The following is a 14257-nucleotide window of genomic DNA, read 5'->3' as shown; positions in this document are numbered from 1 at the left end:
CGTAGTGCGCGCCCTGCACAACCCGTACTTACCCCGAATAAACCCCAGCGCCATCTTATGACCTTTGTATTGCTCTCTTAATCACCATTTTACTGTCCGCTTGTGTTGATTATCTACAACGAAATAGTACTGGACCGCTACCTGCTGGTGCTGGCACCGGGCAAAGCCTCCGAAGCCTCGCTGGCCGAACATCTGGACCGCGCCTGCCGCAGCAACACCCCGGCCGTGTGGGTGGATTGCCGCTTGCTTGATACCGTGTCCGCAACCACTGCTTGGCTGCTTTGGGCGTGCCAGCAACGCCTGCGGCGGCGCCACGTTCGGCTGGTGCTGTGCCGCGTATCCCGTTGCCTTGAAGACACCCTGCGGCAGGTGCTACCCAGCTCCGACCTGCACGTTGTACCAACTCTCGACTAAGAGCGGCAGCTAGAACACCAAGAAAATATCACCGCTTCAGTAGACAAATTCCGAGGCGGCGGGTTTAGGCAATGTTCTATCAACCCCGCTTCTTCACTCATGGATCTGCAACTCACTAATAAAGTAGCGCTGGTTACTGGCTCTACGGCTGGCATTGGGCTGGCCATTGCGCGCCGGCTAGCCGCCGAAGGCGCCGAAGTAATTATCACCGGCCGCACCGAAGCGCGCCTCACGGAAGCCCGCACCGCCATCCTCGCCGAAACGCCCGCCGCCAACGTGCGCACTGTAGCCGTTGATTTTGGCAAGGCGGAGGAAGTTGACAACCTGCTTCGCGAAGTGCCGACCGTAGATATTCTGGTCAACAACGTGGGCATCTTCGACCCCAAGCCTTTCACTGAAATTCCGGACGAGGACTGGTTGCGGTTTTTCGAGGTAAATGTGCTGAGTGGCGTTCGGCTTTCGCGCCAGTACTTCCCGCTTATGCTGAAACAGAATTGGGGCCGCATCCTGTTTATTTCCAGCGAGTCGGCCCTCCAGATTCCGGAGGAAATGATTCATTATGGCACCACCAAAACGGCGCAACTAGCTGTAGCCCGCGGCCTGGCCGAACTCACCAAGGGCACCGCCGTCACCGTCAATTCGGTGCTGCCCGGCCCCACGGCCTCGGAGGGCGTGGATGAGTTCATTCAGAAGATGTCGGCTGAAGGCAAAAGCAAGCAGGAAGCCGAAAAAGAGTTCTTCCAGAACGCCCGTCCTTCTTCCCTGCTCCAGCGCTTCGCCACCACCGACGAAGTAGCCAACATGGTAGCGTACCTGGCTAGCCCGCTGGCCTCCGCCACCAACGGCGCCTCGGTTCGGGTGGATGGCGGCGTTGTCCGCAGCATTGGCTAAGCGTATGGTTTTTGTACTGGCGGAGCATCCTCCCTCCCAGCCTCTTTCGCCGCTTGATGCGCGGAACAAAGACAGGGGACGCCTGACAGGCTATTGCAGCTGATGCTATTATAAGAAACTCAAAAGGCCCGGCGCTAATTATGTTCAGCGTCGGGACTTTTGCGTGCTTGGTTGCTATCAGAACAGCAGCAGCAAAACCACCGCTACTACCCATAGCAGCACACCCACCACCGCCGTATTTACGCGCACTTCAGGCGGGCGACGGGGTAGCACTCCTACCACCGATACCCCTAGCAGCGCAACCGGCAGCAACGCCATAGGGCCGCTGTAGAGGCCACCGCCATAGGGCTGAAATGGGGCTGGCCCATCGGGAGAGGTTGGTGAACTGAGCTGGCGCACCACCCGCAGCAGCGGCGTTTGCCACACCGTCAGGCGCTGGCCTTCACGGGCGCGGGGCGCAATGGCGCTAGGTAGCCGGAACTTGGTATTAGTCGTGATGATGTTGTAGGCCATCTGGGGATTGGAGGCCGACGAGCCCACGGATACTATCTGTCGGCTCAGCACTTCCTCGTTGGCAAACTCGCGCAAGGGCAGGCTCCAATCCAGCGCGAAAAGCAGGCAGCAGGCCAATAGCACCCAGTTCACCCAGCGGGCCGTGGGGGCGGCGCGGGCAATGATGAGCTTGGTAGGATCAGGGGGGCGCACAGGCGGCGCAAATGACTCGGGTTCCTGCTGCAACAGCCGGTCGTAGGCCCAACGGCGGCGCGGGTCGGCCAGAATCTGGAACCCCTCATAAGCATCTTGCAGACGAGCATTCTGGGCTGGGTCCACGGCGGCACGGCGGTACATACGGGCGTGCATGCGACGGTACGCCTGCTCTATTTCAGCTAGGGTAGCCGTATGCGGAACGCCCAGCAGCGTATAGTAATTCTGTAAATGATTTGGCATAAGTATAAAGCTGACGGGCAACCGGCATAATGCCTCCTGAATATACCAAACGGTAGGCCCCGGCGCAACTCCGTGCCACCATGCAGCAAGCAAGAAAACGGATTGACTGTTACCCAAGTAGCAACGAAATCCTCTCACCTACACAACGCGCTTTGCCACCCGCTTCGTGCCCAGCTAGCGCACTTATTCTCAGCCTACTGCCCGCACCAACTTGCGCCGCAGCCAAGGCCAGCGGGCAGCCCTTACGGCCAGGTTTACCAGCCACGCCTTACCCGCCAGAAACCGCATCAGCCGGTAGCGTTGCGTTAGTTCGCGGCCAATCAGGCGTTCCACTTCTTGCGCGTAGTGGGCCAGGTAGTCGGCGTCGAAGCGCTGGGCCTGGAAGCAACGCTGTGCCTGCACAGCCGCCAGAATACCGCTGTGCACTGCTTTATCAATGCCGTGGCCTTGCAGCGGGTCGATGAGGGCAGCGGCATCACCGCACAGCAGCAGCCGGGCGCCATGCACCGCACGTCCCGACCCTCCCAGCGGCAGCCCGAATCCGGTGATGGGCGTGAGGGCTTCGGCCTCGGCGAACCGCGGGGCCAGATGTGGGTGCGTGGCCAGCAGCTCGCGCAACTCATGCTTGAGGTCGAGGCGGCGGGCGGCTACTTCCCTGGACAGGGCCCCGAACCCCACATTGTACACCCCGTTGCCTACCGGAAACACCCAGCAGTAGCCCGCTTGGTATTCGCGCAGAAAATAGAAGTCAGAAGTATGTTCGGGCGCTTCCGCCACCCCACGGTAGTAGGCGCGCACGGCCGCGCAATGATGCGCCCGGTCTAGCCCTGCTGAAGGCAGCAGATGGCGCGCCACCACTGAGTTGGCGCCGTCGCAGCCGATAACTAGGGCCGCCTGCAATGGCGCCTGAGCACTTAGGGCTGGTACCAGCGTAACACCCAGCGCATCAGACTGCAAGCTCCGGACGGTGTAGTTTTCCAGGACTTCAGTGGTGGTATGGCGGCGCACGAGGGTCAGCAGGGCGGTATCAAAATGCAGGCGCGCACTGTTGAAGGCGGGGTTGTGCCACTTGATGCGCAACTCGTGGCCGTTGGGCGCCAACAAACGGCTATACGTAGTATCGGCGCGGTGCAGGGCCAGCAGTTCATATAGCTCCGCAGTGTATGCGGGACTTAGGCGGGCGAGATGCTTGAGCGTAGGACTAGGAATGGCGTCGCCGCAGATTTTGTCGCGCGGGAACTGGCCTTTGTCGAGCAGTGCCACCCGCAAACCGCTGTGGCGCAAGGCCAACGCACAAGCCGCACCGGCCGGGCCGGCGCCCACAATCACTACGTCGTACAGAACAGGCGCATCAAACACGCTCAAAGGTATTAGGCAACCCCCACTTAGTACGGCTCAGGCGTCAATGGCTTCCTGCAAATAGTCGCAGAAGGGCCGCATAGCGCGAAAAGCGGCGGGCACGTAGGTATCTAGGTCGAGCTGGCGGGCGGTGGCGTCGGGCACGTGGTGGGTCACCACGAAGCTTTTGTGCTTGAGCAGCTCAATATCAGGGTGGTCGGTGGGGTAGCCAGCGGGGGCTTTCTTGAGCTTGTCGCCACCCACACCATTAAAGTATTTCCGGAAATCAGGCGCATCGAGTAGCGTGTGCAATACCTCCCCATTGTAGTCGATTTCCTGGCGGATGCGGGCCAGCTGTTCTTTCTCGGGCTCATAGAGGCCACCAGCTAGCAACGTCTGCCCGTTGGGACCCAACTGCACGTAGTAGCCCGGCCCGTTACCGGCCTTGCCTCCCGCCGAAAAGTACGCGCTGAAATGCGTTTTGTAAGGCACCTTCACCTTGGAGAAACGCACGTCGCGGTAGATGCGGAAGATGCACTTCTTAGGTTCCAGACCTGCTAGGGAGGGATTATCAGCGGCGAGTTGCTTCAGCCAGCGTCCCACAGCCGCTTCAAAATCCTGCCGCAGCTGGTCGTAGATGGCTTTGTGCGCTTGAAACCACTCCCGGTCGTTGTGTTGGGTGAGCTCAGAAAGGAAATCAAATAGGTGTGAGGTGTTCATCCACAGTTAATTGATGAAGGGCTGAATTGTTACACAATTGATTGCTTTTCGTGCTGTCCGTCTGTTGGGTTTGTTGCATTCATGAAGACAGCTTCATTGCCAACTGTCTGACCACAATCAGCCTTCCAACAGTCAACCGTCCAATTATTGCTTTTTCATTTCTTGCTGCCGCATGGGCATTACGTCGATGGTTTTAAATAACGACACTGGCATTACCGGCTCGGTTTCGCGGCGCTTCACCCCGCCATCTTTCCCAATAAGCAGCACCGTAAAGGATGCACCAGAAGTGCGCAGGGTTTCGGTCACATAGTTCTTGTCGGCAGCCGAGAGGTTGTCGAGCAGTACCTCGTGCACCAGTAGGTCGCGGGCGTCAAGCTGAGGGCGGGCAGCGGACAGCAACTGCCGCTGGCGGAGCAGTGCCGCATCGGTGCTAGTAGGCGCACACAGCAGTAGCACCCGCTTCTGCCAACGGCTGGTTTTCAGCAGGGTGGCCAAGGAAGTAGGAACTGCTTTGGTTTGGGCTTTCAAAGGCAAGGAAAACCAAGCTAAGCCTCCCAAAACTAAAACCCAGCCGAGAAAAGAAATTCGCATAAGGAGAGAGAAAGTAAGCGTGAGACGCCTCCGAATAGGTGCTTGAGGCTGTGTACGGGCCGCTTACACAAGTGGCGGCTTATTTCAGCCAGGTACGCACGTAGCGGCCCTGCGGGTCGTAGCGCCGGGCTTGTTGGGCTACGTCGAAGGCGGTGTCGCGCACGTCGGTGCCGGTGCCGGCAATGTATTTCCAGTTGCCCCAGTTCGAGGCTGGGTCGTGGTCGAGGAGCTGGTGCTCGAACCAGGCCGCGCCCCAGCGCCAGTCCTGGTGCAGGTCGTGGATGAGGTAGCTGGCCACGTTTTGGCGGCCCCGGTTGCTCATGAAGCCGGTGGCGGCCAGCTCACGCATGTTGGCATCCACAAAAGCGTTGCCGGTACGGCCCGCCGCCCAGTCCTGAAATACAACCCGGTCGGGACGGGTAGGCTTGGGTAACTGGTCGCGTAGGCCGCGCCACTGGAAGAAGGCCGGCCCAGTGCGCAAGGCCAGCAGCCGGAAATAGTCGCGCCAGAGCAATTCCAGCCGCAGCTGCATGGCGCCTTTACTGCGGGCCCCGTAGGTGGCATCATAGCCATCAACAGCCGCCCACACCTGCCGCGCCGACAAGCTGCCATTAGCCAGCCAAGCCGAAAATTTGGTACTGAAGGCCTCGCCCAGCATCTGGTTGCGGGTGTCATCGTAGCGGCCAATCAAGTGGCGCTCCACGGCGTAATCGTGCAGCCGGGCCAGGGCCGCCGTTTCGCCGCCGCCCAGTTGGGGCAGCGCCGAGCGGTGGTCGGGCCGAATGCGCGGCAGCGCCGGTTGCCCTAGCTGAGCGGCTATCAAATCGGCACTAAGCAGGGGTGCGGGCGTGAAGCCGAGGGGCAGGGTCGGCAGTTGGCGAGGCGTGGGCAAAGGAGCCCGGACTGTCATCTTTGAAAAGACGTCAAACCGAAACTTGCTGAACGAAAACGGCAGAATATCCAGCGGAATCGGTAGGTCGGCGGGGTCGAGCAGCAGCAGGCTCTGGAAGTAGCGTACGGGTACTTTGGGGCTCAGCGCTGCCGCCAGCGCGATTTCGGCGGCGTGCTCCTCGGTGGTGTGCTCGGTACTGGTCCACACGGCATCCAGGTGTAGCTTACGCACCAGCTCAGGTAGCACTTCGGCCGGCCGGCCCACCACAAAATGCACACCCGACCCCAGAGTGGCATAGCGCTGCTGCAAATCGGTGAGGGTTTCCAGCAAAAAAGGCAGCCGGTGCGGACCCATTTTAGGTAGGCCCAGGTAGGCGTCGGGGCCTAGCGCATCGGGGTCGAGGCAGTACACGGGCAGCAGGGCGGTGGTAGTGGGCGGCAGAGCGGCCAGCACCGCATTGTCGTGCAGGCGCAAGTCGTTGCGCAGCCAGTACAGAACGGTCATGGGTTGGGATAGAAATAGGAAGGTTGCGCTAGTAACACGCTGCCGCGCTATTCTTCCCGGCCAGACCACGTAATTGCACTCAGCGCCACAGATAAGTCGGTAGCTTTGCAATGCAACTATTGCCCGGCTACCGGCACCCTTCCTGCAACTTTACTTCCCCTATTTCTATGTCGATTTCCTTTGTTACGCTTGGCACCACCGCTGGTCTGTTGCTGCTCGCTACGCTACCTGCCGCCGCCCAAACGCCCGACTCAGCAGCGACTCGCACCCGACCTAAGGGTACGCTCATTAAGTTGGGTACGGGCATTGTGCCTCCAGGCTTAGAGGTAAGCGGATATAGAGGCATTTCTGTCCCAGTTGTAGTTAGTATCGAGCACTATCTTTCTTCTCAAGTTTCGGTATATGCCAACGGATTCAGTGGTTTTAAACTAGGTAGCAGTCGTTTTATTGAATATCAGAAAGCTGGCTTTGGCTATTATGGTTTCGATGCCGGCATCCGCTACTATTACAATCAGGAAAAGCGCCGCCGAAAAGGGCGTGCTTCCGGGCCGTTTGTGGGCAACTACGTGGCTTTGCAAACCTCTTCCGTGTTCCGGGCATCTTCTTACTCTGATTACCGCTACTCGGGCCTGACAGCCGTTTGGGGCATGCAGCGTCGGCTGGGTAAGTACGGCTGGCTCGATGCCTACGCTGGCGCGGGAATAGGGCGTTTTGCGCAGAAATATTACATTACTGATTTCACTGGAACTCAATATGGTATACTTCCAGAACTTGGCATCAAGTTTAGCCTAGGCAGCCGCCTTACGCACTAGCCTTGGGCGGTAGCACCGATTCCAGCCACGCAAACACTGCTTGGTAGGCTGCCGCCCGCACCGCCGGGGCCGACAAAAACAGGTCGTGCATGCCGCCCGCAATGGCGCGCACGGTTGTGTGCGGCCCCAGGCGCGGGCTGAGGGCTCGGATGTGGGCCACGTTGAGCACAATATCGGCACTCAGAAAATCGTCGGACCATGTTGGGGCAGCGGCCGTACGGTCGGAGTGCAGTACCAGCACGGGCATCGGCAACTGGAGCCCACGCCGTACTTGCCGGTGCCCCTGGCGGATGGCCCGCAGCCATCCTGCATTGATGCCGAATATGTGGTTAGGCTTCCAGGCCAAATCGTAGTCCCACTGCCCCCGGTACGCGCGGTGCAAGCTCAAGCCGTATTTATCCGATAACCCCGAGGGCACCTTGAAATCGGGCAGCCACGCCCCAAGGCCGGCCGCTAGCGGAACAGCCAGCTTCTTGTACCAAGGCTGAAACAAGTCCAGAAAGGGGCTATTGAGCACCAGCGCCGCTAAGCCTGCCGTAGAACGCGCCTGGGCATATAGCGACGCAATAAGCCCGCCCGTGGAGTGCCCGCTGAGCAACAGCGTAGCACTTCCTTCGGCCCGAATTACGGCCAGCGCGGCGTCCAAATCCTCGAAATACTCTGCCAGGTTGCGCACGTTGTTGGGGCGCTGATGCGGGAGTAGCGCTCGGCCGTACTTGCGCAAATCGAGGGCGTAGAACCGGAAACCGTGGGCAGCATACTCGGCGGCCATTTCGCGCTGGAAGAAGTAGTCGTTGAAGCCATGCACGTAGAGGACTGCCCGGTTGCTGGTTGGGGCCGGTACGTGGCGTACCAGCGTGGCCCGCACCGGCCCTTCGTAGTCATCGGGTTGGGGCAAGTGGCGCAGCTGAAAATCGGGGCCTAGCGGGTCGGGTTGGTAGGGAGCGGGGTCAGTGGGAGCAGTCATACTGCCCATACGCAAAGTGCTGCTTGTCGATGGTTGCTCGCTCGTACGGCGGAGTAGTTGATAACCCTATGGCATTCGCCCCGGCCTACACCTTGGCATACCGACTATATATTTTTTACGGAATACTAAACCGAAACTGGCGCCCGTTCATTCCTCAAACAGGTGCTTCTTACGGTTTGCACTAAACCGGCGGCGGGTTCCTCTCTCTTACTTCATGCGTCTTCTTACTCTGCTGGCTGCGGCCCTGCTGCTGAATCTGTGTGCCCGTCCGGCATCATCCCTTTCTCAGGCTACCGAACCTAATCCGGCGTTTCGGATGCAACAACAACGGTTTCCGCGGGTGCGGGCGGCTTATATTCTGCACGAAGCCGATTTGCACGCGCTGCTGCGGCGCAATGGTATTCCGGCGAGGCAGCTGGAACTGTATCTGCGGGCGTTTAAGGTGGGGCGGCGCCTCGAAGCCTGGGGGCGCCGCACTGGTACCGGCGAGTTTGTGCTGCTGCGCACCTATCGGCTGGCGGGCACTTCGGGCACGCTCGGCCCCAAGCGCCGCGCCGGCGACGGCCAGGTTCCGGAAGGCTTCTACCACGTCACCCGCTTCAACCCCGACAGCAAGTATCACCTTTCCTTGGGCCTCGACTACCCCAACGCCGCCGACCTGCGCCACGCCGCTCCCGACCCCGGCAACGACATCTTCATTCACGGCTCCAACGTTACCATCGGCTGCCTACCCATCACCGACGCGGGCATTCGGGAGCTGTACGTACTGGCCGTGGAAGCCCGCGCCGCCGGCCAAACCGATATTGCCGTACATATTTTCCCGTTCGAGTTGACAGCCGAAAACCTAGCCCGCCGCGTAGCCAGTCCGCACACCGGTTTCTGGCAGGGCCTAGTAGCGGGCTATCAGTATTTCGAAGACTACCACCAGCTACCCTGCGTGAGCATAGACGCCCGCGGCGCGTATGCGGTAGAGTAGCGTGCGCAACCAATCGGCGCTACGCCGGTTTACCCGGCTACGCCTTTCTGCAAGCCATGCCCGCCACCCTCACCCCCGACGACTTTCCAATTCCGGCAACCCTGCGCGACTCAGCTGTACTGGTCCCAATATTCCGCGACGCGGCTGGGGAGCTCCACGTAGTAATGGTGCGCCGAAGCAGCTTTGGAGTGCACGGCGGGCAGCTGGCGTTTCCGGGGGGCAAGCACGAACCTACCGATGCGTCATTGGTAGCTACGGCCTTGCGAGAAGCAGAAGAAGAAGTGGGCTTGGGGGCCGCCGATGTGGAAATTGTGGCCACTCTGCCCACTGTAGTGGTACCCACCGGGTTTCGCATTGCGCCGTTTCTGGGGCGAATCCGGCGGCCCGCGGTGTGGCAGTGGCAACCGCGCGAAGTGGACGAAGTGCTGGAAATTTCGCTGCGCCACCTCGCCGACCCCGCCCAGCACACCGAGGAAGATTGGCAGCTACCCGGCTGGCCCGATGCGCGCCGCGTGGCGTTCTACCGTATTGCGGGCGGCTACAAGCTCTGGGGCGCCAGCTACCGCATCATTGCCCCACTCATCGGGCCCTTGCTTAGTGGTGAGATGGTGATATAGTGAAGTGGTGAGTTTGATGTTTCGATGGTACGAGCCTGCGCAAATCGAACGTCAACTCACAACTTCACCATTTCACATTATCTGGCACGAAATTGCGTTTAAGGGTTGGCCTTATCTTTCCGACATGAAACGACTCCTTTTTCTGCTTTTTGCGCTTGCGCCCGTTGCTGCTTGGGCACAGGGAGAGCAAAGCCTCTGGTACTTCGGGCAACAGGCGGGTCTGAGCTTCCCCGTGGGCGGGGGCGCTCCCAGTCCGCTGCTCAACGGCAAAATGACCACCTACGAAGGTTCGGCGGTAGCCACCAATGCGCAGGGCCAGCTGCTGTTTTACACCAACGGCGAAAACGTGTTCAACCGCCAGCATGCCATCATGCCCAACGGCCGTAAGCTAACCGGCTCCAGCGCCAGTACCCAGAGCGCCCTCATTGTGCCCGACCCCGGCAGCGGCAACGTGTTTTACCTATTCACGGTGGGCGCGCAGGGCGGGCCGGAAGGTATGCGCTACTCAGTAGTGGACATGACCCGCGACAATGGCCTCGGCGACGTACCCCGCGTGAATATTCTGCTGATTTCGCCGGTGGCCGAGAAGCTGGCGGCCGTGCGCCACGCCAACGGCCGCGACGTGTGGGTGGTGGCCCACCGCTGGAACTCCAACGCCTTCGTGAGCTACCTCGTGACGGCGGAGGGCGTACAAACCAAGCCGATTCTGAGCAACGTGGGCGGCATGCACGCCGGACCGGGCCGCAACGCCATTGGCGCCATGAAATTCTCGCCTGATGGGCGCAAAATAGGCGTGGCCGTGTGGCGCGAGGCCAACCGCTACGAGGTGTTCGACTTCGACAGAAACACCGGGCTAGTGAAAAACCCTAAGGTATTCTCGCCTTATCCAGAAGCTTATGGCATCGAGTTTTCGCCGGATGGCAGCAAGCTCTATGGGTCCAGCAACGGCGAAGGCGGTGGCCAGGCCCAGATTTTTCAGTTCGATTTGAAAACTGGCAAAGCCGCCGTCATCGGCAAATCGGCTAACCGCAAAGTGGGCCAGCTCCAGCGCGCACCCGATGGCAACATCTACGTGGCCCGCGAAGACAACTCCTTCCTCGGCATCATCAGCAACCCCAACGGCGACGCCAGCACCGCCAAGTACACCGACGACGGCCTCAAGCTCGGCGGCCGGCGCAGCAAGCTCGGCCTCCCCAACTTCATCACCGAACCAGGAAAATAGAGCAGCAGCGCAAAGCCTTGTGGCTCGTAGCGTATCACAAAAAGGAGCCTTTGGTGTTTGCAGCACCGAAGGCTCCTTTTTTGTAATTGTAGCAGGAAATCAGCCACCGTTTCCTACCACTGAAAGCCACTAACAATTCCCTGTCTTCTCTTACAAGTCATGTAGTTATATCCCTTCTTTCACCTTGCCGATTTTCAGGCGCAGGAAGCCCATGGCAATAGAGCCGTACGGGTTTTCGTCGTCGGTGAGGATGCCGCGCAGGTCACGGGTGCTGAAGCCTAGCTCGTAGAAGCTAGAGGCAATGGCAAACCCTACCGGGAAGCCCGTGCCGTAGCCCGCGCCCCGGCTGATACCCGTGCTCAGGCGTATCCAGCTGAGCGGTTTTACATCTACACCTAAGCCATAAAACGTATCGGGAATGTTGCCGGCTACGTTGTTGAGCGGCTGGGTTACATCGAGGCCAAGCTCTAAGCGGGTGCCTACTTTCAGGCCCACGCCGGCCCGTAGCTTGGTAGGCAAATCGGTGCGGCGCTTGTTGGCGGGCTGGTATTGCAGCAGGCTGTCGGTGCCACTGGCGAAAAGGTCAGCTAGCTCAGTGAAGAACTCGTAGCTGTCGGCGCCGCTGGACTTCAGGCGCCGCAGCTTCTGGTCGTTGGCCGTCAGCAGGTTGCCTTCCCAGTTCATGCGCCCGATATCCGTCACCGACACGCCCAGGCGCAGCATTTTGCCTACCTCCGCCGCCACGCCCAAATCGTAGCCGTTGCCCCGGCCCACAGGTTGCAGCAGTTTGTCGGTGTCTCTCTGCAAGTTAAACGAGGGGTTGTTGGCTACGGCGCCGTACTTGATATCAAACTGCGGCGAAAGGGCGCTGTAGGCTTCCAGCTTGCCATTTTCCGAGCGAATATCAATCACGCCAATGCCCTGAATGTAGCGGTAGCCAGCCCCCACCGACAGCTTGAGCGTTGGCAAATCAAGCACGCGGCGACCGTACGCCAAGTTGTATTCGTTGTAGGCGGCCAGCTGCACCGCCGTGCCGTCCAGCACTTCAGAAATAAGGGGGGCCGTGGCTGGGTTGAAGTTGGCGGGGTAGATGGGTGCATCTTTGCCCAGAAACAGCAACTCGGCCATGTTCTTGTTCATAGCCAGGTGGCTTATCACCCGCTGCCGGCTGCTAAACGCAAAGCTGCCCACCACCGGCAGTACCACCGAAAACGCCACTGGTGTAGCATCCACGTTGACGTTGAGCACGTTGTCGGAGGTGAAGGCGCGGGCCAAGGTGCGCTTGTCGGCCAGCGTCAGCTTGTCGTCGGCGTGCTTCACAAACTTCTCCAGCTGCGAGCGGCTCAAGGACTGCGACCCCACCCCCACCCCAAACTCGCCAATGGTAAACGCTACCCGCGCGTTGCCGGTGCGCCCCAGGTTGGCTGGGTTGATACCAATGGCCTGATAATCGGTAACGAAAGTGGTAGCCACGCCGCCCCGCGCCACCGTGGAGAAGTTATTTAATTCGGTTTGGGCGTGGGCGGTGCTCATGGCCAAAGCACAGAGCGCCGTGTAAAGGGAGATTCGAGTAAAGACACTCATAGCACGCAACTGTGAAATTTATCAATAGATCCACAGCAAATAGAGCGCTATTACCAGCCTCACACAATACCTATATATAGGTAATTTCATTTGGTAGCTGCTTCATATGAAGCAGCTACCAAATGAAATTTTAGCTCGGAGAGTAGGCTACAACATAGCAGCCACGTCATGCTTCGCAGCGCGCTGCATCACGGTTTTCCGCTTTGCTGAAACAACTCCATCGAAGTTGTCTCAGCAAAGCGGAACAGCTGATAAACAAATCATTATCCTCTACTGGGTTTTACCGCCGAACTTAAAACGCAGAAAACCTGCCGCCACCGATACGTATGGGTTTTTATCGGTCAGCAGGCCCGTTACGTCGCGGGTGCTAATGCCGCCTTCGTACACGCTGGTTACTATGGTAAGGCCCAGCGGCACACTCACACCGTACCCAGCTCCACCGGTTACGCCACTGCTCAAACGCAGCCAGCTTAGCGGCTTATAATCCACGCCCGCGCCCACAAAGGGGGACGTAAGGTTGCCGGCTACTTCATTCAGCGGCAGCGTTACATCAAGTCCCGCCTCGAAAAACTCGCTGATGCGTAGCCCGGCTCCAGCCCGTAGTTTGGTGGGCAGGTTGGCGCGCCGCTCCTGGCCGGTCTGATACTGGAACAGGCTGTCGGTGCCGGAGGCAAAGATTTCAGCGGCTTCCTTGAAGAAATTGTACGTACCTACACCTTCCGATTTCAGCCGCTTCAGCTTCTGGTCGTTGGCTGTCAGCAGGTTGCCCTCCCACCTCATGTTACCTAAGTCAGTCACAGCCAGCCCCAGGCGCAACGCTTTGCCCGCTTCTATGGCCACGCCCAGGTCGAAGCCGTGACCTGTACCTACGGGTTGCAGGCCGTTGGTGCGGGCTCGGAAGTTGAAGCCGGGGTTGTTGACCAAGTTACCATAGTCGATGTCGAAAACCGGCGACAATGAGCTGTAGGCCCGTAAATCACCAGGTTTCACGCGCACATCCAGAATGCCAATACCCTGAATGTAGCGGTAGCCCGCGCCTGCCGAAAGCTGGAACAGTGGCAAATCAACAAGGCGCTTCCCCCAGGCAATATTGAATTCGTTGAGGGCCGAAAACTGCATCTGCGTACCATCTAGCGCCTCCGACACCAACGGGATATTGGTGGCGCTGGCCGACGCATATATGGGGGCATTCTGGCCTAGAAACAGCAGCTCTGCCGCATTTTTGTTGAGTTCTACGTGGCCTGCCGTGCGCAGCCGGTTGCTAACCGCAAAGCCGCCCAGCGCTGGTATCTGCATGGCCAAGGCTAGGGTAGTTACGTCGCCGTTAAGGTTGAGGGCATTGTCGGAAGTGAAGGCGCGGGCCAGTTCCTGTTTGTCGGCGGCGCTTAGGGCGTCGTTGGTACTGTACACGAACTTGCGGAGTTGGTCGCGCGTGAGCGACTGAGAACCTACCCCCACCCCAAACTCGCCGATGGTAAACGCGAAACGGGCCCCGCCCACCCGACCCAGGTTGGCGGGATTAATACCAATGGCTTGGTAGTCGGTGGCAAACGTGGTAGCTACCCCGCCCCGGCCGGTAGCCGTGAAATTGCTTAGCTCGTTTTGAGCCTGGAGTGGCAAAGAAGTCCCCAGCAGCACCGTCGCCAGGATAGAGTAAAAGCTTTTATTCACGATAATTGGGATTTGCGTAGAGGATCAAGTAGCCGAAGTGTATTTCTTCAAATGTACTGGTTGGCGTAGTTTGCAAACGCAATACCGGCTTATCGGATTGTTTTCACCGG

The 14257-nt window shown here is 59.3% G+C and carries 14 protein-coding genes; 6 read left to right on the top strand and 8 right to left on the bottom strand.

All coding sequences use genetic code 11. The features are described 5' to 3' along the window. Window positions 1-102: 102 nt before the first annotated feature. A complete protein-coding gene (locus tag G536_RS0104900) occupies window positions 103-414 on the top strand; it encodes a hypothetical protein (RefSeq protein WP_157530416.1) in 312 nt (103 codons plus the stop codon). Between the two features lie 99 nt (window positions 415-513). Beyond that, window positions 514-1305, top strand: a complete 792-nt coding sequence (locus tag G536_RS0104895) for an SDR family NAD(P)-dependent oxidoreductase (RefSeq protein ID WP_022822467.1) — start codon at window positions 514-516, stop codon at window positions 1303-1305. Window positions 1306-1482: 177 nt separating this feature from the next. Here G536_RS0104895 and G536_RS0104890 read toward each other — a convergent pair whose 3' ends face one another. The 5 genes from G536_RS0104890 to G536_RS26315 form a co-directional block, all read right to left on the bottom strand. Further along, window positions 1483-2253, bottom strand: a complete 771-nt coding sequence (locus tag G536_RS0104890; RefSeq protein ID WP_022822466.1) for a J domain-containing protein — start codon at window positions 2251-2253, stop codon at window positions 1483-1485. A gap of 189 nt (window positions 2254-2442) precedes the next feature. Further along, window positions 2443-3612, bottom strand: coding sequence for an NAD(P)/FAD-dependent oxidoreductase (locus G536_RS0104885; RefSeq protein ID WP_169515043.1), 1170 nt, complete (start codon window positions 3610-3612; stop codon window positions 2443-2445). A 36-nt stretch (window positions 3613-3648) separates the two neighbouring features. After that, on the bottom strand, window positions 3649-4311 hold the full coding sequence (locus G536_RS0104880) for a DUF2461 domain-containing protein (RefSeq protein ID WP_022822464.1): 663 nt from the start codon (window positions 4309-4311) through the stop codon (window positions 3649-3651). 144 nt (window positions 4312-4455) lie between these two features. Beyond that, window positions 4456-4839, bottom strand: coding sequence for a DUF4174 domain-containing protein (locus tag G536_RS0104875; RefSeq protein ID WP_022822463.1), 384 nt, complete (start codon window positions 4837-4839; stop codon window positions 4456-4458). Between the two features lie 142 nt (window positions 4840-4981). After that, complete coding sequence (locus G536_RS26315) at window positions 4982-6298, bottom strand: DASH family cryptochrome (protein WP_022822462.1); 1317 nt, start codon at window positions 6296-6298, stop codon at window positions 4982-4984. Between the two features lie 167 nt (window positions 6299-6465). On the opposite strand from G536_RS26315, the gene G536_RS0104865 reads away from it, so the two are divergent. After that, complete coding sequence (locus G536_RS0104865) at window positions 6466-7110, top strand: hypothetical protein (protein ID WP_157530414.1); 645 nt, start codon at window positions 6466-6468, stop codon at window positions 7108-7110. On the opposite strand, the gene G536_RS26310 is transcribed toward G536_RS0104865, so the two are convergent. After that, window positions 7100-8077, bottom strand: a complete 978-nt coding sequence (locus G536_RS26310; RefSeq protein WP_169515042.1) for an alpha/beta hydrolase — start codon at window positions 8075-8077, stop codon at window positions 7100-7102. The two genes, G536_RS0104865 and G536_RS26310, sit on opposite strands and share 11 nt — an antisense overlap. Before the next feature lie 214 nt (window positions 8078-8291). Here G536_RS26310 and G536_RS0104855 point away from each other — a divergent pair, with 214 nt between their 5' ends. From G536_RS0104855 to G536_RS26300, 3 genes are all read left to right on the top strand, one after another. Continuing rightward, complete coding sequence (locus G536_RS0104855; protein ID WP_022822459.1) at window positions 8292-9053, top strand: L,D-transpeptidase family protein; 762 nt, start codon at window positions 8292-8294, stop codon at window positions 9051-9053. 56 nt (window positions 9054-9109) lie between these two features. Next, the gene (locus G536_RS26305; protein ID WP_022822458.1) at window positions 9110-9670 is read left to right on the top strand and encodes an NUDIX hydrolase; all 561 of its coding nucleotides are present in this window, start codon (window positions 9110-9112) and stop codon (window positions 9668-9670) included. Window positions 9671-9794: 124 nt separating this feature from the next. Next, on the top strand, window positions 9795-10892 hold the full coding sequence (locus tag G536_RS26300; protein WP_022822457.1) for a TolB-like translocation protein: 1098 nt from the start codon (window positions 9795-9797) through the stop codon (window positions 10890-10892). A 165-nt stretch (window positions 10893-11057) separates the two neighbouring features. Here G536_RS26300 and G536_RS0104840 read toward each other — a convergent pair whose 3' ends face one another. Beyond that, window positions 11058-12425, bottom strand: coding sequence for a DUF5723 family protein (locus G536_RS0104840; protein ID WP_169515041.1), 1368 nt, complete (start codon window positions 12423-12425; stop codon window positions 11058-11060). Window positions 12426-12746: 321 nt separating this feature from the next. After that, complete coding sequence (locus G536_RS0104835) at window positions 12747-14147, bottom strand: DUF5723 family protein (RefSeq protein WP_022822455.1); 1401 nt, start codon at window positions 14145-14147, stop codon at window positions 12747-12749. Window positions 14148-14257 lie beyond the last annotated feature (110 nt).

Source organism: Hymenobacter norwichensis DSM 15439, from assembly GCF_000420705.1.
Taxonomy (GTDB): domain Bacteria; phylum Bacteroidota; class Bacteroidia; order Cytophagales; family Hymenobacteraceae; genus Hymenobacter; species Hymenobacter norwichensis.
The sequence above is the reverse complement of the archived record's forward strand: the minus strand, read 5'-3'. Positions and strand labels throughout refer to the sequence as shown.

Coding starts and splice junctions, on each gene's coding strand:
- G536_RS0104895 (WP_022822467.1), top strand. CDS start 514: ATGGATCTGCAACTCACTAATAAAGTAGCGCTGGTTACTGGCTCTACG.
- G536_RS0104890 (WP_022822466.1), bottom strand. CDS start 2,253: ATGCCAAATCATTTACAGAATTACTATACGCTGCTGGGCGTTCCGCAT.
- G536_RS0104880 (WP_022822464.1), bottom strand. CDS start 4,311: ATGAACACCTCACACCTATTTGATTTCCTTTCTGAGCTCACCCAACAC.
- G536_RS26315 (WP_022822462.1), bottom strand. CDS start 6,298: ATGACCGTTCTGTACTGGCTGCGCAACGACTTGCGCCTGCACGACAAT.
- G536_RS0104865 (WP_157530414.1), top strand. CDS start 6,466: ATGTCGATTTCCTTTGTTACGCTTGGCACCACCGCTGGTCTGTTGCTG.
- G536_RS26310 (WP_169515042.1), bottom strand. CDS start 8,077: ATGACTGCTCCCACTGACCCCGCTCCCTACCAACCCGACCCGCTAGGC.
- G536_RS0104855 (WP_022822459.1), top strand. CDS start 8,292: ATGCGTCTTCTTACTCTGCTGGCTGCGGCCCTGCTGCTGAATCTGTGT.
- G536_RS26305 (WP_022822458.1), top strand. CDS start 9,110: ATGCCCGCCACCCTCACCCCCGACGACTTTCCAATTCCGGCAACCCTG.
- G536_RS26300 (WP_022822457.1), top strand. CDS start 9,795: ATGAAACGACTCCTTTTTCTGCTTTTTGCGCTTGCGCCCGTTGCTGCT.
- G536_RS0104840 (WP_169515041.1), bottom strand. CDS start 12,425: ATGAGCACCGCCCACGCCCAAACCGAATTAAATAACTTCTCCACGGTG.